Source organism: Streptomyces sp. PTL18, assembly GCF_059510295.1.
Genome location: NZ_JCAJZO010000006.1, coordinates 418573 through 440572 on the forward strand (window position 1 = coordinate 418573; position 22000 = coordinate 440572).

Consider the following 22000-nt stretch of genomic DNA (forward strand, 5'->3'; position numbering starts at 1 on the left):
CACCGTCGACCCGACCGGTGGGCCTTCGGCGAGGCGGCCCACCGGACCCGGCCCGCCCCGGGCTTCCCCGGCGCCGGACGCCCCGGGGGCGTCTCAGGGCGGAACCAGTGGCTTGCGGCCCGCTGTCCGCGCAGGCACCCGCTGTCCGCGCAACCCACCTGCCGTCGGCCGAGGAGATCAGTGCGACGCCGGCCGGGCCGGTTCCCGGCCGCTGCCGTGGCCGTCCGGCGCCGTGCGACGCAGGGCCCTGACCCCCGTCACGTAGAGCGCCAGCCCCACCGCGAGTCCCGCGCCCGCCCCGAAGCACGCCGGCGGGATCACCTCCCACGCTTTCGCGTGGGTTCCCCAGTAGGCCCACCACCGCGACGCCCGCTGCGCCGCCCCCGCTGCCGCGCACCCGCCGATCACCGCCGCCGCCAGCCACCGGTCCGCCCACGACAGCACCGGCACCGTCGGCGAACCGGCCGGCGCCCGCCGCAGCGCGACCGCCACGAACACCGCGATCACCAGGCCCGCCGCGGCCGAACTCCCGTACTGCAGACACGTGTACAGCGGCACACCCGTCATCGGCCGGGCAAGCTGCGGCAACAGCCGTACTCCCCACCGGTCGGCATGGGTGAACGCGTCCCACACCACATGCGTCAGCGCACCCAGCACCGCGGAGACGTACCACCGCGCCACCAGGGGGAACGAGACCCTGCGCAGCGGCGTACCGCAGCGCACCAGCGCCGCCACCCGACCCTGCGTCGCCGGTGGCAGCAGCGCCACCAACGGCTCCCGCAGTATCAGCCACACCCCCACCAGCGCCCAGGCGATGAGCACATCGACGGTGAACACCCCGGTGAAGGAGTGCGTGACCGTACCGAACTCCATGCCTCCGGACACCACACTCGCCGCGAAATAGGTCATGTCGGGCGCGAGCGACCCCGCGACGAGAACGGCGGGCACCAGCTGCCCCCGCCCCGACCCGTCCCTGCGTACGGCCGGCAGGACGGCCGCGGCATGGCTGAGGGTGAACGGCACGACGCCTCCTGCCGCAGATGTTGACCGAGCACAACCACCCGGCGATCACGAACGTCCAGTATGAGGGAGGGATGAGAATGGTGAGGCGGCCCCTCCCTGTTTGTGCGTCCAGCCGGAGCGGACATGGCCAACTGGTGAATATCGGGCACCAACCGGTGTCCGCGGGTCGCAAGTTGTCGTAGGGTCACTGGGTTGCCGCGCCCGGGTGGGTGGTCGAACACGGACACAACAGGGCAGCACACACCAGGTCGTCGACGGGAGGGGTTCACTCAATGGCGGCGCGTTTCGGCAGGAGGCTGCGCAAGGGGGCGGCAACCAGCGCTGTGGCCGCGGCCGCGGTCGCGGCTCTGGCGGCGTCCCAGGCTCCGGGAGTCGCCACCGACGGCCAGGGCAGACAGGCGACCGGCGCGCAGTCCACCCCCGAGACGACCGGCGGCACCGTCAGCGGCGATGGCACCGCCACGGGCAACGGCGGCTACTACACCGACCTGCCGCCGCTCAACAGCCCCACCGAGTCCCCCGGCCCTACCGCCACGCCCACCACGGGCTCTCCCGGCGCCGGAGAGGCCGGCATCCCCGCCACCGTTCTCGACGCGTACAAAAAGGCCGCGGAGGAACTCCAGCGCTCCAAGCCGGGTTGCAACCTGCCCTGGCAACTCCTCGCCGCCATCGGCGAGGTGGAGTCCGGCCAGGCCGACGGCGGCCGGGTCGACGCGGACGGCACCACATACACGAAGATCCTCGGCCCGGTCCTGGACGGCAACGGCTTCGCCAGCATCAAGGACACCGACAACGGCGCCTACGACGGCGACAGCACCTATGACCGTGCGGTCGGGCCCATGCAGTTCATCCCGTCCACCTGGGCGTGGGCGGGCCGCGACGGCAACGGCGACGGCGTCAAGGACCCCAACAACGTCTACGACGCCGCCCTGGCCGCCGCGCACTATCTGTGCCGCGGGGACCGTGACCTGTCGGTCCAGACCGACATCAACGCCGCGATACTCGGCTACAACAACTCGCAGGACTACCTGAACACCGTTCTGTCCTGGTACGAGTACTACCGCAAGGGCACCCACTCGATCCCGGACGGCACCGGCACCCTGCCCTCGCACCGCAGTGGCCACGCCTCCGGTGCGAACCACGACCCGGGGCCGCGGAGGACGGGCAAGCCCGGCACCTCCAAGCCCGGCGGACGCACGAGCCCCAGCCCCACCCCCACCCCGCCGTCCACGAACAGGCCCACCCCGCCGAAGCCGACGCCGCCCGCCCCCACCCCCACCGACACGGTGGACCACCTGGCCGACGGCGGCACCGGGGAACTCTCCGCGAAGACGGGCGACACCTTCGACCGGCAGATCGTGGTGAAGGCCGTCACCAAGGCGGGCAAGGCCGTGCCGAAGGTGCGCGTGCGGTTCACGGTCATCGGCGACACGGACACCACCTTCACCGGCGGGGAGACCGTCGCGACCGTCGTCACCGACAGCTCGGGCAAGGCCGCCGCGCCCGTGCTCGTCGCCGGCCGGAAGACCGGCGGTTTCACGGTCCGCGCGCTGGTCGTGGGCCGCACGGTCACCGGTCTCGACTACTCGGCCACCGTCGTCGAACGCCAGGCGGACACCCTCGTCCGTACCGGCGACACCGAGTTGACCTGCACACCGGGCGGTGAGTTCGCGGACCAGGTCGAGGTGAAGGCCACCTACAAGGGCGCCGTCGCGGACGGCGTCGCGGCCACCGCGACCCTCGTCAAGTCGGCCGACGACCCGACCGAGAACGACAAGGGCCCCTACTTCAAGGACGCGAACGGCAAGACCGTACGCACCCTCACCGACCTCAGGACCGACGCGAACGGCCTGCTGAAGTTGCCGAAGCTGTACGCCGACGACACGACCGGCACGTTCCTGCTCCGCATCACCACCGCGGGCGGGGCCACCCTGACGGTCGAGCTCAAGGTGGCGGCGGCCGACGCGTCCCCCAGCCCGAGCCCGACACCCAGCCCGAGTTCCTGAGCCGGGAACGCACGGCGGCGCCCCTCCCTGACGGAGGGGCGCCGCCGCCTTTTCGCGCGCTCTGTTCTCATCTCGCACGCTCGTTGCTACGGTGCCGGACCTGACGGTGCATCAGCTGCCAGCCACGGGGAGGCCCGTATGCGCGCCCTCGTCGCCGCCGCGATCGGCCTGGTCGCGGCGTTCGTCCTGGTTTTCGCCCTGACGGCCCTGGGCTCGCCGTCCGGCACGACCTCCCCGAAACCACTGCTGACGACGGTCCCCAGCCATCCGTGACGCACGCGCAGGGAGGACGCCGAGATGCGCCGCAAGGCCGGTCTGATCCTGCTCGCCCTCGCCGTGTTCTGCACGGCGCTGGCCCCACTGCTGCGCTGGTACGCCTTCCCGCGCCTGGCCGAGGTCCCCGCGAACGAGTACCAGACCATGGTGCTCGAGGCGAAGAACGCCACCCTCCTCGACTACGGCACCATGACGTCCCGAACGGTCCCCGACGTCACCATCGTGCAGACCCTCAAGGGCGACGTGGAGGCCGCGGCGAAGATCGAGCAGACCGCGGGCCGTGACGTGGTCGTCTGGGACGGCCTGTCCTACGTGCAGGGGCCCCACGGCGCCATGGTGTCCCGCATCCCGGAGCGATACATCTTCGACGCCCACAGCCAGGAACCCGTCCACGCCACCGGTGAGATGGTCGACGGCGACCCCGTCCACCGCGACGGCATCGAGTTCAAATGGCCGTTCCTGACCCAGAAGCGGGACTACGAGTACTTCGACGCGCAGGCCCGCGTCACCGCCCCCATCCACTACAAGGGCACGCAGACCTTCCGCGGCGTCAGGGTCTACTGCTTCGAGCAGACGATCCCGTGGACCAAGGTCCCCTTCCCGAAGGTCATGCCCGTCAAGGGCATCACCCCGGAGTCGGTCGCGAGGACCGGCACGACCCGCTGGTACACCACGATCCGGAAATTCTGGGTCGAACCCCTGACCGGCGCGCCCGTCTACGGCGAGGAGATCCACAGGGAGGAACTGCGCGGCGGCACGCTCCTCGGGGGCCGTGACCGGGTCACCGTCTTCGCGGGAGACGTGAAGATGCGCGAGGACTACATCGCCTCGACGGTCGCCCTGGTCAAGCACGACCGCCTGCTGATCCTGCTGCTGACGTCCGCCCTGCCGTGGGGCCTCCTGGTCCTCGGCGCCGTCCTGCTGGCGCTCTCCCTGTACCTGGAGGCGCGCGGCCGCCGCCCGGACGACCCGGAGCCCGCCGCGGCCGGGGAGCGCGAGCCGGTCACCGCCTGAGCCGCGCGTTCGTGTGCCGGGTCGGCTCCGCGGTGGCCGGGTCCTCCGGCCAGGGGTGCTTGGGGTACCGGCCGCGCAGCTCCGCCCGTACGGCCCTGTAGCCGTCCCGCCAGAAGGAGGCGAGGTCGGCGGTGACGGCCGCGGGCCGCCCGGCGGGGGAGAGCAGGTGCACCACGACGGGCACACCGGCGATCTCGGGCGAGGCCTGCAGCCCGAACATCTCCTGCAGCTTCACGGCGAGGACCGGCCGCTCGGGGTCGGCGTAGTCGATCCGCACCGCGGACCCGCTCGGGACGGTGATCCGCTCCGGGGCGAGTTCGTCGAGCCGGGCCGCCTCCCCCGTGGACCAGGGCAGCAGCCGGGCCAAGGACTGCCCCGCGTCGATCCGGGCGAGGTCGGCCCGCCGCCGGGCACGGCTCAGCTCGGGCTCCAGCCACTCGTCCACGCGCGCATGGAGCGCGTCGTCGCGGACGTCCGGCCATGGCTCGCCCAGGTGGAGGCGCAGGAAGGCGAGCCGTTGCCGCAGTACATGAGCCTGCGGGGACCACCGCAGCAGACCGAAGCCCTCCTGCCGCAGCCCGTCGAGCAGCGCCCGGCGTACGAGGGCGGAATCGGGGTCCCGCAGCGGCCGAACGGCCAGCTCGACGGCCCCGAGCCGCTCGGTACTCCGGGCGACGACATCCCCCTCGGCCCAGTGCACCTCCTCGCCCGTGGCGTACAGTGCCGCGGCCGCCCACCGTGCCACCTCCTCGTCGACCACTGCGGCGAGCCCCACGCGCGCGTGCCCGGCACCGACGGGCCGGTCCGCCACGGCCACCGCCAGCCACGGGGCACCACGCAGCCCCGATCCCTCCCTCAGCTCGGCGCGGGTGCCGTTCACCATGAGGCACGAGCCGCCGTCGGCCCGCGCGAGCCGCTCCGGGAAGGCAAGAGCGGCGACGAGTCCCACCGCATGGTCGTCGCGCACCTCGGCGCCGGCGACAGGGGCATCGCCCGCCTCGGCCCGGCCGACCGGCGCGCCGCCCGCCGCGGCCCGCAGCCGGCGCGCCTCCTCCCGCCAGCGCGCCGCGTACGCGTCGCCCCCGTACCGGGCCGCCCGCCACACGGCCGCCAGGTCGTCGCCGTACTCCCGCGGCGGCTCCTCGCTCAGCAGAGCCACCGCCTGCGCGGCCCGCTCCGCGCCGACCAGCGGGGCCGCGTCCAGCAGCGCCCGCGCCAGCCGTGGGTGCAGCCCCAGCCGGGACATCCGCACGCCCCGCTGCGTGGCCCGCCCCGCCGCGTCGACCGCGCCGATCGCCGTCAGCACCGAGCGCGCCGCCGCCATCGCCCCACCCGGTGGTGCGTCGAGGAGTGCCAGCCCGGACGCGTCCGGATCGCCCCAGCACGCCGCCTGCAAGGCGAACGCCGTCAGATCGGCCAGCAGGATCTCCGGCGCCGGGAAGCGCGGCAGCCGCGCGTCCTCGGCCTCGGGCCAGCAGCGGTACACCCGGCCCGGCGCCTCACGCCCCGCCCGGCCCGCGCGCTGCCGCCCCGCCGCCTGCGAGGCCCGTACCGTCGTCAGCGCGCTCAGCCCCCGCGCATGGTCGACCCGCGGCTGCCGCGCGAGACCGGAGTCGACGACCACCCGGACCCCCGGCACGGTGAGGGACGACTCCGCCACGGCCGTGGCCAGCACCACGCGCCGCCCCGAGCCCGGCGACAGCACGGCCTCCTGCACGGCAGCCGGCGCCCGCCCGTGCACCCGGAGCACCTCGGTGCCGCCCAGATCCCCCAGCCGACCCGCCACGCGGGCGATCTCCCCGACGCCGGGCAGGAAGCACAACACGTCCCCCTCGCACTCGGCGAGCGCCCGCCGCACCACCGACGCCACGTGCGCGAGCAGCGCCGGATCCACCCGCATCCCGTGCGGCGGCCGCACGGGGCGCGCGGGAGGCGCCCACACCACCTCCACGGGGTACGACACGTCCTCCGCCTCGACGACCGGGGCACCGCCCAGCAGCCGTGCCCAGCCCCCGGCATCCGTCGTCGCGGAGGCCGCCACCATCTTCAGCTCGGGCCGCAGGGTCTGACGCACGTCGAGCAGGAAGGCGGCGACCGTGTCGGCGTCCAGGTGCCGCTCGTGGACCTCGTCGAGCACCACCACGTCGACGTCCGCCAGCTCCTGGTCCCGCTGGAGCCGCTGCAGCAGCACACCGGTGGTGACGACCTCCACGCGCGTGTGCCGCCCGACCACCCGCTCCCCGCGCACGGTGCAGCCGACACTCTCACCGGTCCTCTCGCCCAGCAGCCACGCCATCCGCCGGGCCGCCGCACGCGCCGCGATCCGCCGCGGCTCGGCCACCACCACCCGCCGAGCGGGACCGCCGCCCAGCAGCCCCGCCAGGGCGAGCGGCACCAGCGTCGTCTTGCCGGTACCCGGCGGCGCGCACAGCACCGCCGTACCGTGCTCGCCCAGAGCGGCCCGGAGGGCGGGGACGGCGGTACGGACGGGCAGGCGGTCCAGGGCGTCGTGGCGGATCACCGCACCAGTGTTCCAGGCGGTCGCGTCACGGGAGAAAGGCATGGTGGCAGCGCAGGCAGAACATCTGCCTGCGCCAGTCGGCCCGCTGCCGGGCCGCCTGCGCGACGCTCCCGCGCAGGGACACCAGCCACACGCCCCCGCCGGCCAGCCCGACGAACCCCAGCCACACGTCCGAGACGAGCAGGGCACAGCCCAGGGCCAGCAGCCCGAACGGCGCCGCCCAGCGCTCCTCGTCCAGCGCGGGCCGCGCCAGGTGCGGCGCCCCGGCCCGCGCCCCGGGCGACAGCGTCCTCCAGTACGTGCGGAGCCGGACGGTCCTGTCCCCTCGCCGGCAGACCGGGCAGACGTGCATGTGCGTACCCCCCACCGCCTGGCAGCGCGGACCGCGGCCTCGAGGGCGATATGTCGACTCACCGGTTGTGCCCTGCCGGTGCGGCCGGCATGCGCGCACGGCCGCCACCTTTGCGAATCGGCCGGAACCGCCCCGCTGGGGTCTCAGACCCGCTGGTCCCGTTCGCAGACGAAGATCGCCGTTCCCGGGACCAGCCCGCCGCGCAGCGGCGACCACCCGCCCCACTCGGACGTGTTCCAGGCCGGCCACTCGGGCTCGACCAGGTCGACGAGCCGGAAGCCGGACGACACGATGTCCCTCACCCGGTCGCCGAGCGTGCGGTGGTGCTCGACGTAGACCGCCCGGCCCCGCTCGTCCTGCTCGACGTACGGCGTGCGGTCGAAGTAGGAGGCCGACACGGTGAGGCCCTCCGGACCCGGCTCGTCCGGGAACGCCCAGCGGATCGGGTGGGTCACCGAGAACACGAAACGGCCGCCGGGGCGCAGCACCCGGTGCACCTCGCGCAGCACCAGTCGCGGATCCGCCACGAACGGCAGCGCCCCGTACGCCGAGCACGCCAGGTCGAAGGAGGCGTCCCGGAAGGGCAGGACGCAGGCGTCGGCCTGCACCAGGGGGAAGCCGGCGCCGATCCGCAGGGCGTGCTGGAGCTGGCGGTGGGAGAGGTCGAGGGCCACCGGGCGGGCGCCCTGCCGGGCGAGCCAGCGGGAGCACTGCGCCGCGCCGGCGCCCATCTCCAGGACGTCCTTGCCCTTGAGGTCCTCGAGCGGGCCGAGCAACGCGGCGTCGACCTCGTCCAGGCCCTCGGGCCCCCAGACGAAGCGGTCGTCGCCGAGGAACGTGCCGTGCTCGATCTGGTACTCGTCGGCGTTCCGGTCCCACCAGCCCCGGTTGGCCCGGGAACTCTCCGTGACACCCGCCGCACGTCGGGTGGCTTCCGGCTCGAACTGTTCGGGCTCTTGGATGATGGGCTCCCTCGTCGTACTCTTCCGTCCAGCCCGACGCGGCGGTGTCACGGAAAAGGGTCCTGTGGCCTGTGCGGTCTCGTGGCGTCGGCCGGGTGCGGCCGGTGGTGCACGACGACTTGTGCCGGAAATGCGGCGATCCGCCCCGGGTGTGCGCCTTCGCGCATTGACCCTGTCCGGCTGCCCCCGTATGCTACAAGTTGCGCTGCGGGCCTGCGCACCTCAGACGTAGCAGGCTGCGCTCGCATCTGTTGTATGTCCCCTCGGTTGTCGAGGCGCCATCACCGGTCGGCTGGTGGGGCGCTTCCTTGGCTGTCCGGCTTCTGCAGAGCGAAACGGGCTCCGGCGTGAGCAGTACCTACGACTTCAATGTCCGTACCGGAGCCCTTTTCCACATGACGAGCAGCACCGAGACCACCGCCACCACCCCGCAGGTAGCGGTCAACGACATCGGTAACGAGGAAGCGTTCCTCGCAGCGATCGACGAGACGATCAAGTACTTCAACGACGGCGACATCGTCGACGGCGTCATCGTGAAGGTCGACCGGGACGAGGTCCTGCTCGACATCGGTTACAAGACCGAAGGTGTCATCCCGAGCCGCGAGCTCTCGATCAAGCACGACGTCGACCCGAACGAGGTCGTCGCCGTGGGCGACGAGATCGAGGCCCTGGTCCTCCAGAAGGAGGACAAGGAAGGCCGCCTGATCCTCTCGAAGAAGCGCGCCCAGTACGAGCGTGCCTGGGGCACCATCGAGAAGATCAAGGAAGAGGACGGCATCGTCACCGGTACCGTCATCGAGGTCGTCAAGGGTGGTCTCATCCTCGACATCGGCCTCCGCGGCTTCCTCCCCGCCTCCCTGGTCGAGATGCGCCGCGTCCGCGACCTGCAGCCGTACGTCGGCAAGGAGCTCGAGGCGAAGATCATCGAGCTGGACAAGAACCGCAACAACGTGGTCCTGTCCCGCCGCGCCTGGCTCGAGCAGACCCAGTCCGAGGTCCGCCAGACCTTCCTCACGACCCTGCAGAAGGGTCAGGTCCGGTCCGGTGTCGTCTCCTCGATCGTCAACTTCGGCGCCTTCGTGGACCTGGGTGGCGTCGACGGCCTGGTCCACGTCTCCGAGCTGTCCTGGAAGCACATCGACCACCCGTCCGAGGTCGTCGAGGTGGGCCAGGAGGTCACCGTCGAGGTTCTCGACGTCGACATGGACCGCGAGCGTGTCTCCCTGTCGCTGAAGGCGACCCAGGAAGACCCGTGGCAGCAGTTCGCCCGCACCCACCAGATCGGCCAGGTCGTGCCCGGCAAGGTCACGAAGCTGGTTCCGTTCGGTGCGTTCGTCCGCGTGGACGAGGGGATCGAGGGTCTGGTCCACATCTCCGAGCTGGCCGAGCGCCACGTGGAGATCCCGGAGCAGGTCGTCCAGGTCAACGACGAGATCTTCGTCAAGGTCATCGACATCGACCTCGAGCGTCGCCGGATCTCGCTGTCCCTCAAGCAGGCCAACGAGTCCTTCGGTGCCGACCCGACCGCGGTCGAGTTCGACCCGACCCTGTACGGCATGGCCGCGTCCTACGACGACCAGGGCAACTACATCTACCCCGAGGGCTTCGACCCGGAGACCAACGACTGGCTGCCGGGCTACGAGAAGCAGCGCGAGGAGTGGGAGCGCCAGTACGCCGAGGCGCAGACCCGCTTCGAGCAGCACCAGCAGCAGGTCATCAAGTCCCGCGAGGCGGACGCCGCTGCCGCTGCCGAGGGTGGCGAGGCCGCCGCTCCGGCCGCGTCCGGCGGTTCGTACTCCTCCGAGGGCGGCGACAACTCCGGCGCCCTGGCGTCGGACGAGGCGCTGGCGGCCCTGCGTGAGAAGCTGGCAGGCGGCCAGAGCTGAGCGCTCGCCCGCCAGGCGTTAGCGGATGACTGAGGGCCCGCCCCCACCAGGGGGCGGGCCCTCAGCGTGTTCGGTCCTGGGCCGCGGATGCCGCACCACTCCGCCGCGGTGAACCCGAAAGCGGCCAGGAGGCCCCCGGCAGAGTGCCCACGGCGGAGTGCGAACAGCGACGAAAGGCCGGTAAAAACCGCGCTGCCGGAGCACGCACGGGGAATGCCCGTGCCCCCGGCCCGCGTTGTGTCCGTACGAACACGAGGAGGAGCGGTCTACAGTGCTTGATCCGCAGGGTTTGTACGCATGGGAGCCGAAGGGCCTCGCCGTCGTCGACATGGCGCTCGCCCAGGAATCGGCCGGACTGGTCATGCTCTATCACTTCGACGGATACATCGACGCGGGTGAGACCGGCGACCTGATCGTCGACCGGCTCCTCGACGCGCTGCCCCAGCAGGTCGTGGCCCGCTTCGACCACGACCGGCTCGTGGACTACCGCGCCCGCCGCCCCCTGCTCACCTTCCGCCGCGACCGCTGGACCGACTACGAGGTCCCCGAGATCGAGGTGCGTCTCCTCCAGGACGCCACCGGAGCGCCCTTCCTGCTGCTGTCGGGGCCCGAGCCGGACGTGGAGTGGGAGCGGTTCGCCGCGGCGGTGGGGCAGATCGTGGAGCGGCTCGGCGTCCGGCTGTCCGTGAACTTCCACGGCATCCCCATGGGCGTGCCGCACACCCGGCCGGTGGGCCTGACCCCGCACGGCAACCGTACCGACCTGGTACCGGGCCACCGCAGCCCCTTCGAGGAGGCGCAGGTACCGGGCAGTGCCGAGTCCCTGGTGGAATACCGGCTCGCGGAGGCCGGACACGACGTTCTGGGCGTCGCCGCGCACGTCCCCCACTACATCGCCCGCTCCCCGTATCCGGACGCCGCGCTCACCGTCCTGGAGGCCATCACGGCCGCCACCGGTCTCGTCCTGCCGGCCGTCGCGCACTCCCTGCGCAACGACGCGCACCGCACGCAGACGGAGATCGAACGGCAGATCCGGGAAGGCGACGAGGACCTGGTGCGACTCGTCGAGGGGCTCGAGCACCAGTACGACGCCGCCGCGGGCGCCGAGACACGCGGCAACATGCTCGCCGAGCCCCTCGAGATCCCGTCCGCGGACGAGATCGGACAGGAATTCGAGCGCTTTCTCGCGGAGCGCGAGGGCGACGGCTGAACCCGGGCGGACAGCTCGGCCGACCGCCTGCCGTCCACACCGTCAGTGCCGGGCCGTAAGCTTCCCGTCATGCTGAAGGTAGGGCTGACCGGCGGTATCGGTGCCGGTAAGAGCGAGGTGTCGCGGCTGCTCGTGGAGCGCGGCGCCGTGCTGATCGACGCGGACCGCATCGCGCGCGAGGTCGTCGCTCCCGGCACCCCCGGGCTCGCGGCGGTCGTCGAGGCGTTCGGGGAGGACGTCCTCGCCCCGGACGGCAGCCTCGACCGCCCCAGGCTCGGCTCCATCGTCTTCGCCGACCCGGACAGACTGGCGGTCCTGAACTCGATCGTGCACCCCTTGGTGGGCGCCCGCTCCCGCGAACTGGAGAGCGCCGCTCCCGAGGACGCCGTGGTCGTCCACGACGTCCCCCTCCTCGCCGAGAACGCACTCGCCCCGCTCTACGACGTCGTGATCGTCGTGGACGCGAGCCCTGCCACCCAACTGGACCGGCTGGTCCGCCTGCGCGGGATGACCGAGGAGGACGCACGCGCCCGCATGGCCGCCCAGGCGCCCCGCGAGAAGCGTCTGGACGTCGCGGACATCGTGATCGACAACGATGCGCCCCTGGAGCAGCTGAGGCAGCGCGTAAGGGACGTATGGGAGGAACTCGTCCGCAGAGCGCGGCGTTCACAGGAATAGCGGCCGCCTCCGGGGGCGTTGAACCGCTGCAGCAAGGGAAGGAATCTGCCGTGCCCGAGACCAGCGATTCCACCGGACCCACTCCGGAGACGCATGTCATCGACTTCCGCGCCGCGGAGCAACTCCTCGCCGCACGGGACCCCCGGGGCGCGGTCAAACTGCTCGACGGCGTGATCGCCGCCCACCCCGAGAACACCGCCGCCCGGCTGCTGCGTGCGCGTGCCTTCTTCGCCGCCGCGCAACTGCGACCGGCCGAACTGGAGTTCAGCATCGTGCTGGAACGCGAGCCGGACAACGCGTACGCGCACTTCGCCCTCGCCCGCACGTACGAGCGCCAAGCCCGGCCGGACGAGGCGAAGCGGCACTTCCGGCTGGCCGCCGCCCTGGACCCGAACCCGCAGTACCTGAAGGCGGCACGCTTCGACTCCTAGGGCCCCGGCAGGTGTGCGCGCATGGCCGGCACGATCCTCTCGGTGGCTACCTGTCGCGGCGTTCCGGCGGCAGGTACGGCGGCACGTCACGGCCCGGCTGCCAGTGCGGACCCTGACGGATGTGCCGCACGATCACCGTCAGGTCCGCCGCCACGACCAGCCACAGCGCACCGCATGCGGCCGCCCAGCCCGGCCTGCCGAGGAGGGCGAACGCCACGAGGCCGAAGGTGGCCCACACCAGACCCCACAGGCTCAGCCAGAAGCGGGCCCGCAGTGCACTGCGGGCCGTCGTCGGTTCACTGCCCGTCCGCATCGCCATCACTGCTCCTCAGGGCTCCAGTACCCTTCGTGGTGCACGTTCACCATGGGAGGGCGACCGGATCCGGGCGGCCGCGCACAGCAGCGGGGCCGGATCCGTGCGGGGAGGCGACGGTGCTGCTCCAGACGTTGCGGGCTGACGCCCGGCTTGCCGAGTGGCTGAGGGACCTCGACGGCGCCGGCGACACGGGCGTGGGGGCCGCCCTGCCCGACGCGGACGAGTTGCCCGATGTCCTGCTCGACCTCTCCGTGCCCCACGAGGACATCAACGAACTCGTCGCCCACCGCGCCGGGCTCCACCAGGACCCGGGGGTGACGACGCTGCTGGAGCGGTGCGTCGCCCGCCTGGTGCGGGACATGGGGGAGATCGGCAAGGGCTGGGAGCCACCGCGGTTCCCCGCGTCGGCGGGGCCGCTGGGCCGGCTCTTCCCCGTGTACGTCTTCGTCGCGGCGCTGCCGTACGTGCGGGCGTACCACCGCGAGCGCGGCATCCCCCAGGAGGTGTCCCGGCGCACGCTCGCCGACCTGGGCCGGCACATGGCGGTGCACCGCCGACGGCACGGCACGGGCGGGCTGCTGTTCCCCTGGTGGATCGCGCTGCACTTCCACGGGGAGCTGTTCGAACTGGGACGGCTGCAGTTCCAGCGGGCGCGGCTGGGGCAACGTACCGGGCAGGCGATCGGGGCGGCGGGCCGGGCGTTCGGACCCGGCGACCACTGCCTGAGCCTGCACATACCCGACTTCCGGGGCCCGCTGTCACCGTCCGCCTGTGAGCGGTCCCTGGCGCAGGCACGGGCCTTCTTCGCCCGGCACTACCCGGACGAGCGCCATGAGATCGCCGTGTGCCACTCCTGGCTCCTCGATCCCCAGCTCAAGCGGTATCTCCCGGAGGACTCCAACATCATCCGCTTCCAGAACCGGTTCCGGCTCGCCCACCAGGACACGGCACCGGACGACGGGGCACCGGTAGGTTTCGTCTTCGGCGACCCGGAGCTGCCGGTCGGGGAGTTGCCCCGGCGCAGCAGCGTGGAGCGGGCGGTGGGGGATCATCTGCGGTCGGGCGGGCACTGGTACGGGGGCCACGGCTGGTTCCCGCTGTGAAGCCGTTCGGCCCCCGCACGTTCCGCCCCGTCGAGTGACAGCGGACCGGCCACGGGGCACGACCCCGACGTGATCATTCGGGCCGGCTCCGGCCCCCGGAGCGGCCCTGCGTGCCCGAACCGCTCGCGAAGCCGCCACCCGCCGCTGCCAGGCCGCGGAGCCGCTCGATCTCGCGGCGGTCGCGCTTGGTGGGCCGGCCCGCGCCACGGTCGCGGACACCTGCCGGGCCGACGGCTTCGCGGGGTGGCGGGGGCGGGCTGTTGTCGATGTAGCACTGGACGGCCACCGGGGCGCCGACGCGCTTGCGGATCAGACGCTTCACCACGACGACACGCTCCCGGCCCTCGTGCCTGAGGCGCACCTCGTCGCCGACGCGCACGCTGTACGCGGGCTTCACGCGTTCGCCGTTCACCCGCAGATGGCCGCCCCGGCAGGCAGCCGCACCCATCGAGCGGGTCTTGACGAGCCGTACGGACCAGATCCAGCTGTCGATGCGGACGCTCTCCCCGCTCCCGGGGCCGGCCGCCTCCGCGGCGGCCACCGCGGCAGCGGTCTTCGGATCGGCGGCCGTCGGGGCGGCGGAGCCTCCGGTGCCGGTGGTCCGGCCTTCCGCGCCCGCGCCGGCCTCCCGCCGGTCCGGGTCGCCGCCGCGGCGCGCCCCGGAGTCCCCGCCCGCCGTCTCGTGGTCCGCGCCTTCAGAAGCCATGCCTCCGACCTTAGCTCGCCGAGCCGGGTGGACCGGACGCCTTTTCCGCGCCTGATCACCGGTCGGCCGGGTGCCGCAGGAGTCCCCCTCGCCCGGTCCTACCGTGGAGGCATGGACAGCAGCAGCCTCGCCCGGCTGGACGAGCGGATCACGGGATGCCGCGCCTGCCCGCGCCTGGTCGCATGGCGCGAGGAGGTGGCCTCGGCCAAGCGGGCCGCGTTCGCCGACTGGACGTACTGGGGGCGGCCGGTGCCGGGCTTCGGGCCGCCGGACGCACGGCTGCTCGTCATCGGCCTTGCCCCCGCCGCCCACGGCGGAAACCGGACCGGGCGGATGTTCACCGGGGACCGGTCCGGGGACGTGCTCTACGCGGCGCTGCACGCCGTGGGACTGGCGTCGCAGCCCACGTCGGTGGCCGCCGACGACGGCCTGGAGCTCCACGGCGTACGCGTCACCGCGCCCGTGCACTGCGCCCCGCCCGCCAACAAGCCGACGCCCGAGGAACGGAACACCTGCCGGCCGTGGCTGGTTCAGGAACTGCGGCTGCTGCGTCCGTCGCTGAGGTGCGTCGTCGCGCTCGGCTCCTTCGGCTGGCAGGCCGCGCTGACCGCACTCGGGGAGGCGGGCTGGGTGGTACCCCGGCCGCGGCCGGGCTTCGGCCACGGGGCCCGCGTGTCATTGGAGGGACTGGAGCTCTTCGGCTGCTTCCACGTCAGCCAGCGCAACACCTTCACCGGGCGGCTCACCCCTCAGATGCTGCGGGACGTGCTGCGCACGGCGGCGGAGGCGGCGGGGCTGCCGGCCGAGGCGTGACCGCGCTCCACACGGACAGTTCGCCTCCGAACAGGTGCCGCACCGTCGACCGGTTCCCTGACGGACATCAGCAGGCTGTTGCCGCCGTGGCGGGGATCCGGTGGTGGAAACGGACGAGCCACCTGGTGGTGGCGGAGCTCGCCGTCAACCGCGTGCGAGGCGCACTCCCGTGCCCGCGGTCGTACCCCGGGAAGAATGCGCGCTTCCGCCGCCGGGCGGAGGTACGACACGGCCCGCGCCACGCTCGCGTACGCACGGGCCAACCACGTCCCGAAGGGCCGCCTCACTGAGGTCGCGGGCGCCCCCGCGGTGGCCTCGGCCAAGCGGCGCACGCCGTTCCCGCCGGACGAGGGGAGTGGGTGACCAACGAGAAACGGCTGCTGGAGCGCGCCGGTCTGCGCGGCATCGCCGGAGTCATGGAGCCCCTGGACGCGCAGCCGAGCACGCTGACGCGGGCCGGCTCAAGGACGCCGGTCCCTCATCGCGGCCGCGCTGACGCGGCGGGAAGCCGCCGACACCGGACGGTGACATCGCAGGGCACGTCCGCCTTCCCGGTCCCCGCCCACACGGACTTGCGTTCATAAAGAACGCAAGGACCGCCCGCCCTTTCACACCGCCGAAACGTTCACGCCCCCTTCGCTCCGGGAACACGCCCTACCGTTGACCCCACACCGCCCGGCCACCGTCGCCCGAAGGCACACCCCCGCCCTCGTCCGGACAGGAGCCCTGTGTCGCGTCCCGCGTTCGCCCTGCCCCCCTGGCTCGCCCACGCCCTGCGCGCCCAGCGCGGCCCCGTGCCCTGGAGCGCCGTCGTCCGGGGTGCCCTCGCGGCGGGGCCGCTGCTGCTGGCCGCCCTGCTCACCGGGCGTACGCCGGCGGGTGTCCTCGCCGCCCTCGGGGCCTTGCTCGCAGGGATCAACGACCGGCCCGGCAGCCGACGGGCCTCCGTGCAGCGCCTCGGGGTGCCCGCGCTCGCGGGGGCCGGTGGGCTGCTCACCGGGACGTACGCCGGGCAGCACACAGAAGCCGTCCTCCTCACCCTCGTGCTCACCGCCCTCGGACTCCTCGCCGGAGCCGTCAGCGCCGTGGGCCCCGTCGCCTCCGGGGCCGGTACCCAGCTGCTCGTCGGCGCGGCCATCGGTGCCGGGATGCCGCTGCCGGAGAGCGGCTGGCAGCGGGCCCTGGCCTTCCTCGCCGGCGCCGGCTGGCTGCTGGCGCTGCGCCTGGTGCTGCCCACGTCCGGCGCGACTACAGGCGACTACCGCTTCGACGGGGAACGTGACGCCGTCGCCGAGGTGTACGACGCCGTCGCCGACCTGCTCCTCGCCACCGGTACTTCGGACGCCACCGCGCGCAGGGCGGCCCTGACCGCTGCCCTGGACCACGCCCAGGACGCCCTCGCCGGGCCCCGGCTGCGGCGGTACGCGTCCTTCTCCCCGGCCGAACGGCGCCTGCATGCGCAGTACGCCGCGGCTCTCCCCCTCGCCGAGGCCGCCACCGCGCTCGCCTGGGCCGGGGACCCCGTTCCCGCGCGGGCAGCGGAGGGGCCGCGCCGCCTCGCCGCCGCCGTCCGCGGCAACACGCACACCGGACCCCTGCCCGCACCGACCCGCGACGCCGCCGCTCTGCGCGCCCTCGACGACGCCCTCCTGCACGCCGCCGACACCTTCGACCGGGGCGGCGACGGACACGGCCTGCACGCCCAGCGCCGTACCGCCACCTCCGTGCTGAGCATCGTCCTCGGTGCCGGGGGACGCGAGTACGGACTCCGTGTCGCCCTCGGTTTCGGTGCCAGCGCCGCCATCGCGCAGGCCCTGCATCGCACCCACTGGTACGGGCACCACACCCACTGGTACTGGCTCCCCGTGACCGCCGTCTTCCTGGTCAAGCCCGATCTCGGACCGCTGGTCTCCCGTGTGCTGTGCCGGGCGGCCGGGACGGTGCTGGGTGCCGCCGTCTTCGCCGCCCTCGCCGCCGTCGTGCCCAGGCCCGCGGGGCTCGTCGTGATCGTGACGCTGTGCGGGGCGCTCGTCCCGGTCGCCACACGGCACTTCGCCGCGCAGACCACCGTCGTCACCGTCCTCGTCCTCGCCCTGGTCATGGTCGGCGGCGAGTCGCAGGCCTCCTGGAGCAGGATCGGGGAGACACTCCTGGCCTGCGGGATCGTGCTGCTCGTCGGGCACCTGCCGGCGCCGGGGCAGCGCGGCGGCACCGTACGCGCCCGGCTGGGACGTGCGGTGGAGGCCGCACACGCCTACCTCGCGCACGTCCTGACCCGGGAGGACGACCGCTTCGGGCGCTGGGCGCTGCGCCGCGAGGCCTACCGCGCGCTCGCCGAGGCCCGTCTCGCGATCGACCTCGCCGCCGCCGAGCACCCTGCCCTCGCCCGGCACACCGAGGGCACGGACGAGGTGGCCGTCACGCTCGAACGGCTCATCGACACCACCACCGCCTGTGCCGTGCACCTCGACGACATCGGACATCTCACGTCCCGGCACCGCCGACGGCTCGCCGAACTCCTCGACGAACTCGCCGAGCGCCGCGCGCACGCCGGACTGGACACGGAGGAGAGCCCTCAACTGCCCCTGGCGGTGTAGCCGAGGCCGTCCCGGCTTCCGGCGGGACCAACCGGGCTGTTCCGATGAATTCACCGCGATTTCGCACGGGCCACGTGTCAAATGCGTCTCAGTAGCCGCACCGGACGCGCCGTTCCCCCAAAGAGATGCGTTTAACTCTAGGAGCCGACCGTGATCGGCTCGCCGGAACACGGCGCTGCAAGGAGGTACAGGGTGAACGGGCGAACAGTGCTGGCGCGCTTTCCCGCAGGCGGGCCGCGAGGCTCGTGGCCGGCGGAGGAGTTCGCGCAGGCGCGGCGCCTGGAGGGGCAGCCCGCGGAGGTCGTGATGGACCTCGCGACGGACGCGTTCCTGGTGGTCGTGCGGGGGGCCGACGCCGCCGAGTGACCGCGCCGGTCGGTTCGGCAGGGCGCGTGCACGCATGTGTCGGGGCACGCGTGGGCGCATTCGGCACCGGCACACGCCGTGCAGGCCGGGGGCGCGCGTGCGTGGTCTTCGTAGCGTGCGCCCGGGTGATGCCCTACGGGCGCATGCGTGCTCGGATTCGTGAGGTACTCGTCCGTGGGTTCGTGGTGCACACGTGCGCGTGTCGTGTCATTGTGCGCGTCTCCGCGTGATGGGGCGGGGGCACGGTCATGTGCTGATCGGGCGTGTCCATGCCGGAGTGGTGCCCGTGACCCAGCACAGCGCCAGATACAGGGGGATCGGCGGGGTGTACGGCACGCTGCCGTCCGCCCGGTGGATGAGCTCGGGGACCCCCTCCGGGTCCGGAACGAGTGCGCCGCGGGCGTAGCGGCTGGGTGCCGGCCAGTCCATGGCGACATCGGAGTCGGACGGCACGATCCACCACCAGTCGGCCCGGTCGGCGTACACACAGCCCAGCCGCGGCAGTCTGGGCAGTACCAGGGGCCCGTAGCGGGCGGGCGCGGCCACCGCGTCGCAGCCGAGCGGGACGGTCGTGTCGTCGGGCAGAGGGAGTCGTCCGGGCGCCGTGGCGGACGCCCGCCGCGCCCGGTCGACACGGACCAGGGAGTCCAGGGTCGGGACCCGGGTGAAGCCGGGCCCCGCGGCCCACGTCCCCCTCACGCCCATGCGCTCCCCGTTCCCGACGGCGGCTCCGCCCCGGAACCCCGGCCGTCCGCCGGGGGGCGCTTCGCACTCCAGCCGAGGTCGAAGCGCGCACCGTCGTCCGCGGGCGGCTTCTTGGCGCTCCAGCCCGGGTCGGACCGCGTCATCGTGCCGCCTCCTCCGCCGAGATCGGGACGTGGCGCCGCCTCCTTCCGCTCCCGGGACCTGTCGCCGGAACACGGCAGGTCCCCGGACGGCTGAGTGGGGCGGGGGAGCCGGGCGGGCGCCGACCGGTCGGCGCCGCGTGCCAGTTCGGCCCAGACCAACAGACCGACCCCTGCCTCCTGGGCTCCCCAGGCGCGGCACAGGGCCGCTACGAGAAGCAACCCCCTCCCGTGCTCCTCCTCGGGGCGCCGCGGTGCGGGCCGCGGTTCACCGGGTGCGCATCCCTCGTCGCGCACGGCTATGCGCACCAGGTCGTCCTCGTCGTGCAGTTCGCACACGACATGCTCCCCGGCGGTGTGCACGATCGCATTGGTGACCAGTTCGGAGACGACCAGGACGGCCGTGTCGCACGTGTCCTCGCACACCGCCCACCCGGCCAGCCGGGCACGCGTCAGCTGCCGCGCCCGTGCGACGGAACCCGGATGCGCGGCCAGCTCGAAACGGAACCGGCGTTCGGCGGCCGTGCCGGGGCGCAGTCCTGAGGCGCCACCCAGGCCGGGTCGGTCTGCGGGGGCGTCTGTTGCTAACGACGCGGGCGGAATCACGCTTGCCACTATCGCCGTGACATGAACACTTGGCAAGAGTCACTCTGGAAATTGCAGAGTGCTGTGTGACGCCGAGAAGGGACATGGCACACTGCTCGCAACGGCACGCCGAACGGCGCCAGTTGGGATCTGAGGCACGGACGTCCGAGTCCGGGGCCCGCGTCGAAAGTCCGTGAGCCGTGATCGAACGTCGTGGGTGGCGGTGCGGAAAGAGTCCGAACGACGTCGCCCCGGCAGGTCAGCGCCCACTGGGACGGGAGGAGGTGCGAGGTGAGCGAGCCGCGCTCGGCGCCGACGGTCGGTCAGGTCGTTCTCGGCCGGCGTCTGCTGGACCTGCGTGAACGTGCCGGCCTCAAACGGGAGGAGGCCGCGCGCATCCTGCGCGTCGCACCCGCCACCGTCCGCCGCATGGAGACCGCGGAAGTCGCCCTCAAGATCCCCTACCTGCAACTCCTTCTGAAGGCCTACGGGGTCAGCGACGAGGAGGCCGAGGCCTTCGTCCAACTGGCCGAGGAGGCCAACAAGCCCGGCTGGTGGCAGCGGTTTCACGACATTCTTCCGGGCTGGTTCTCGCTGTACGTCAGCCTGGAGGGCGCGGCGGCGCTCATCCGCCAGTACGAACCCCACTTCGTACCCGGGATCATGCAGACCGAGGACTACGCCCGAGGGGTACTGAGGTCGGGTGCCATCGGACAGACCAGGCCCGAGGACATCGAGCGGCACGTGGCGTTGCGCATGCAGCGCCAGGAACTGCTCACCCGCGACGACGCGCCCCGCGTCTGGGCCGTGATGGAGGAGACCGCGCTGCGCCGCCCGGTCGGCGGCCCCGCGGTCATGCGGGCCCAGGTCGAACGGCTGCTGGAGGTCACGCGGCTGCCCCATGTGACGCTGCAGGTGCTCGAGTTCTCCTCCGGTCCCCATCCCGGCACCTACGGCCCCTTCGTCCTGTTCCGTTTCGCCATGCCGGAACTGCCGGACATGGTCTACAGCGAGTACCTGACCGGCGCCGTCTATCTGGACGCGCGCACCGAGGTGGCGACCCACCTCGAGGTCATGGACCGCATGGCGGCCCAGGCCGCCCCTGCACAACGCACGAAGGAGATCCTCGAGGATCTCCGCGAGGAGCTGTGAATGGATCGCATCACGCCGCGCATACGCGTCTACAACGGCATGCCGGCTCGTGAACTGGGCAGCGAGGGCTGGCACAAGCCGTGGAGCGGAGGCAACGGCGGCAACTGCCTGGAGGCGATGAAGCTCCCCGACGGCCGGATCGCCGTCCGCCAGTCCACGGACCCGGACGGGCCCGCGCTGATCTACACCTCCGACGAGATGACCGCGTTCATCGAAGGGGCCAAGGCGGGGGAGGCCGACTTCCTGCTGTCATGACCACCTTGTTGGGCCCCCGCGCTTGTCATCCGCATCACCACCCTGGCGTTCAGTTGACCACCGAGTTCCCCAGACCCTTACGGAGTTCCTCATGACCGGGCAGGACCCCGCCCAGGACGCCGTCGTCATCGATACGAGCAGACCGCACCCGGCGCGCATGTACGACTGGTACCTCGGCGGGAAGGACAACTACCCCGTCGACGAGGAGATGGGCCGGCAGATGCTCGCCCTCGACCCGAGGGTGCCGGTGATGGCGCGCGTCAACCGCGCGTTCATGCACCGCGCCACACGCTGGCTGGCCCACAACGGCGTGCGACAGTTCCTGGACGTCGGCACGGGCATCCCGACCGAACCGAACCTGCACCAGGTGGCCCAGCGGATCGCGCCTGACGCACGCGTCGTCTACTGCGACAACGACCCGATCGTGCTGGCCCACGCGGCTGCCCTGCTGCGCAGCACGCCCCAGGGCGTGACCGAGTACCTGCAGGCCGACGTGCGGGACCCCGCGACCATTCTCGACGGAGCCGGGAAGGTCCTGGACTTCTCCCGGCCCGTGGCGTTGTCGCTTGTCGCTCTGCTGCACTTCGTCTCCGACGAGGACGGTGCGCACGAACTGGTCGATCGGCTGCTGTCCGAACTGCCGCCCGGCAGCTGCCTGGTGATGACCCACGCCACGGCCGACTTCACACCGGAGGAGTCGGCGGCGGCCACGGAGAAGCTCAAGGCGGCCGGGGTCACGCTGGCGCTCCGCTCCCGCGAGGAGTTCGCCCGCTTCTTCGACGGCCTCGACCTCGTCGACCCCGGCGTCGAAGTGGTCCACAGATGGCACCCGGAACTCGGCGAACCGGTCCCCGGCCAGGACGACGGGATCATTCCGGGCTACGGGGCGGTGGCGCGCAAGGG

Annotated in this window: 23 protein-coding genes; 15 read left to right on the top strand and 8 right to left on the bottom strand. The window is 72.8% G+C overall.

Annotated elements, in window-relative coordinates; genetic code table 11:
• Positions 1-177 precede the first annotated feature (177 nt).
• Entirely contained in the window at positions 178-1023 is an 846-nt protein-coding gene (locus tag AC5WS8_RS15105; RefSeq protein WP_496103885.1) for a DUF4184 family protein, read from the bottom strand.
• Positions 1024-1295: 272 nt separating this feature from the next.
• On the opposite strand from AC5WS8_RS15105, the gene AC5WS8_RS15110 reads away from it, so the two are divergent.
• From AC5WS8_RS15110 to pgfA, 3 genes are all read left to right on the top strand, one after another.
• Positions 1296-3029 carry a lytic transglycosylase domain-containing protein gene (locus AC5WS8_RS15110; RefSeq protein ID WP_496103886.1) on the top strand — a complete coding sequence of 578 codons (1734 nt, stop codon included), beginning with the start codon at positions 1296-1298 and terminating at the stop codon, positions 3027-3029.
• A gap of 138 nt (positions 3030-3167) precedes the next feature.
• Positions 3168-3302: an SPW_0924 family protein gene (locus AC5WS8_RS15115; RefSeq protein ID WP_496103887.1), complete on the top strand. Its 135-nt coding sequence runs from the start codon at positions 3168-3170 to the stop codon at positions 3300-3302.
• A 24-nt stretch (positions 3303-3326) separates the two neighbouring features.
• The gene (gene pgfA, locus AC5WS8_RS15120) at positions 3327-4319 is read left to right on the top strand and encodes a cell envelope lipid trafficking protein PgfA (protein ID WP_496103888.1); all 993 of its coding nucleotides are present in this window, start codon (positions 3327-3329) and stop codon (positions 4317-4319) included.
• Here the strand turns inward: pgfA and hrpB are convergent.
• From hrpB to AC5WS8_RS15135, 3 genes are all read right to left on the bottom strand, one after another.
• Entirely contained in the window at positions 4309-6840 is a 2532-nt protein-coding gene (gene hrpB / locus AC5WS8_RS15125; protein WP_496103925.1) for an ATP-dependent helicase HrpB, read from the bottom strand. The two genes, pgfA and hrpB, sit on opposite strands and share 11 nt — an antisense overlap.
• A gap of 25 nt (positions 6841-6865) precedes the next feature.
• Positions 6866-7192 carry a hypothetical protein gene (locus tag AC5WS8_RS15130; protein ID WP_496103889.1) on the bottom strand — a complete coding sequence of 109 codons (327 nt, stop codon included), beginning with the start codon at positions 7190-7192 and terminating at the stop codon, positions 6866-6868.
• A gap of 143 nt (positions 7193-7335) precedes the next feature.
• The gene (locus AC5WS8_RS15135) at positions 7336-8205 is read right to left on the bottom strand and encodes a class I SAM-dependent methyltransferase (protein WP_496103890.1); all 870 of its coding nucleotides are present in this window, start codon (positions 8203-8205) and stop codon (positions 7336-7338) included.
• Positions 8206-8549: 344 nt separating this feature from the next.
• Between AC5WS8_RS15135 and rpsA the strand changes: the two genes are divergently transcribed.
• From rpsA to AC5WS8_RS15155, 4 genes are all read left to right on the top strand, one after another.
• Positions 8550-10040 carry a 30S ribosomal protein S1 gene (gene rpsA / locus AC5WS8_RS15140; protein ID WP_496103891.1) on the top strand — a complete coding sequence of 497 codons (1491 nt, stop codon included), beginning with the start codon at positions 8550-8552 and terminating at the stop codon, positions 10038-10040.
• 271 nt (positions 10041-10311) lie between these two features.
• A complete protein-coding gene (locus AC5WS8_RS15145) occupies positions 10312-11250 on the top strand; it encodes a PAC2 family protein (RefSeq protein ID WP_496103892.1) in 939 nt (312 codons plus the stop codon).
• Positions 11251-11319: 69 nt separating this feature from the next.
• Positions 11320-11928: a dephospho-CoA kinase gene (gene coaE / locus AC5WS8_RS15150; protein WP_496103893.1), complete on the top strand. Its 609-nt coding sequence runs from the start codon at positions 11320-11322 to the stop codon at positions 11926-11928.
• A gap of 50 nt (positions 11929-11978) precedes the next feature.
• Positions 11979-12359: a tetratricopeptide repeat protein gene (locus tag AC5WS8_RS15155; RefSeq protein ID WP_366027749.1), complete on the top strand. Its 381-nt coding sequence runs from the start codon at positions 11979-11981 to the stop codon at positions 12357-12359.
• A gap of 46 nt (positions 12360-12405) precedes the next feature.
• Here AC5WS8_RS15155 and AC5WS8_RS15160 read toward each other — a convergent pair whose 3' ends face one another.
• On the bottom strand, positions 12406-12678 hold the full coding sequence (locus tag AC5WS8_RS15160) for a DUF6343 family protein (protein WP_496103894.1): 273 nt from the start codon (positions 12676-12678) through the stop codon (positions 12406-12408).
• Between the two features lie 113 nt (positions 12679-12791).
• On the opposite strand from AC5WS8_RS15160, the gene AC5WS8_RS15165 reads away from it, so the two are divergent.
• Positions 12792-13778 (top strand): acyltransferase domain-containing protein, encoded by a 987-nt coding sequence (locus AC5WS8_RS15165; protein WP_496103895.1) that lies wholly within the window; start codon positions 12792-12794, stop codon positions 13776-13778.
• A 73-nt stretch (positions 13779-13851) separates the two neighbouring features.
• On the opposite strand, the gene AC5WS8_RS15170 is transcribed toward AC5WS8_RS15165, so the two are convergent.
• Complete coding sequence (locus tag AC5WS8_RS15170) at positions 13852-14484, bottom strand: RNA-binding S4 domain-containing protein (protein WP_496103896.1); 633 nt, start codon at positions 14482-14484, stop codon at positions 13852-13854.
• 111 nt (positions 14485-14595) lie between these two features.
• Here AC5WS8_RS15170 and AC5WS8_RS15175 point away from each other — a divergent pair, with 111 nt between their 5' ends.
• The 4 genes from AC5WS8_RS15175 (at position 14596) to AC5WS8_RS15190 (ending at position 18260) form a co-directional block, all read left to right on the top strand.
• A complete protein-coding gene (locus AC5WS8_RS15175; protein ID WP_496103897.1) occupies positions 14596-15297 on the top strand; it encodes a uracil-DNA glycosylase in 702 nt (233 codons plus the stop codon).
• A gap of 195 nt (positions 15298-15492) precedes the next feature.
• Positions 15493-15660, top strand: a complete 168-nt coding sequence (locus AC5WS8_RS15180; RefSeq protein ID WP_496103898.1) for a hypothetical protein — start codon at positions 15493-15495, stop codon at positions 15658-15660.
• 365 nt (positions 15661-16025) lie between these two features.
• A complete protein-coding gene (locus tag AC5WS8_RS15185) occupies positions 16026-17894 on the top strand; it encodes an FUSC family protein (protein ID WP_496103899.1) in 1869 nt (622 codons plus the stop codon).
• Positions 17895-18086: 192 nt separating this feature from the next.
• Complete coding sequence (locus AC5WS8_RS15190) at positions 18087-18260, top strand: DUF8839 family protein (protein WP_496103900.1); 174 nt, start codon at positions 18087-18089, stop codon at positions 18258-18260.
• Positions 18261-18506: 246 nt separating this feature from the next.
• Here the strand turns inward: AC5WS8_RS15190 and AC5WS8_RS15195 are convergent, their stop codons facing one another.
• Together AC5WS8_RS15195 and AC5WS8_RS15200 are read right to left on the bottom strand one after the other, a co-directional pair.
• Entirely contained in the window at positions 18507-18965 is a 459-nt protein-coding gene (locus AC5WS8_RS15195) for a hypothetical protein (RefSeq protein WP_496103901.1), read from the bottom strand.
• Positions 18956-19720 carry an ATP-binding protein gene (locus AC5WS8_RS15200; RefSeq protein WP_496103902.1) on the bottom strand — a complete coding sequence of 255 codons (765 nt, stop codon included), beginning with the start codon at positions 19718-19720 and terminating at the stop codon, positions 18956-18958. The genes AC5WS8_RS15195 and AC5WS8_RS15200 overlap by 10 nt, the downstream gene beginning before the upstream one ends.
• Before the next feature lie 261 nt (positions 19721-19981).
• Between AC5WS8_RS15200 and AC5WS8_RS15205 the strand changes: the two genes are divergently transcribed.
• The 3 genes from AC5WS8_RS15205 to AC5WS8_RS15215 all read left to right on the top strand — a co-directional run.
• Positions 19982-20842: a Sco1979 family transcriptional regulator gene (locus AC5WS8_RS15205; RefSeq protein ID WP_496103903.1), complete on the top strand. Its 861-nt coding sequence runs from the start codon at positions 19982-19984 to the stop codon at positions 20840-20842.
• The gene (locus tag AC5WS8_RS15210; RefSeq protein ID WP_496103904.1) at positions 20843-21097 is read left to right on the top strand and encodes a DUF397 domain-containing protein; all 255 of its coding nucleotides are present in this window, start codon (positions 20843-20845) and stop codon (positions 21095-21097) included.
• Positions 21098-21188: 91 nt separating this feature from the next.
• A partial coding sequence (locus tag AC5WS8_RS15215) for an SAM-dependent methyltransferase (protein ID WP_496103905.1) occupies positions 21189-22000 on the top strand: 812 nt, incomplete at its 3' end.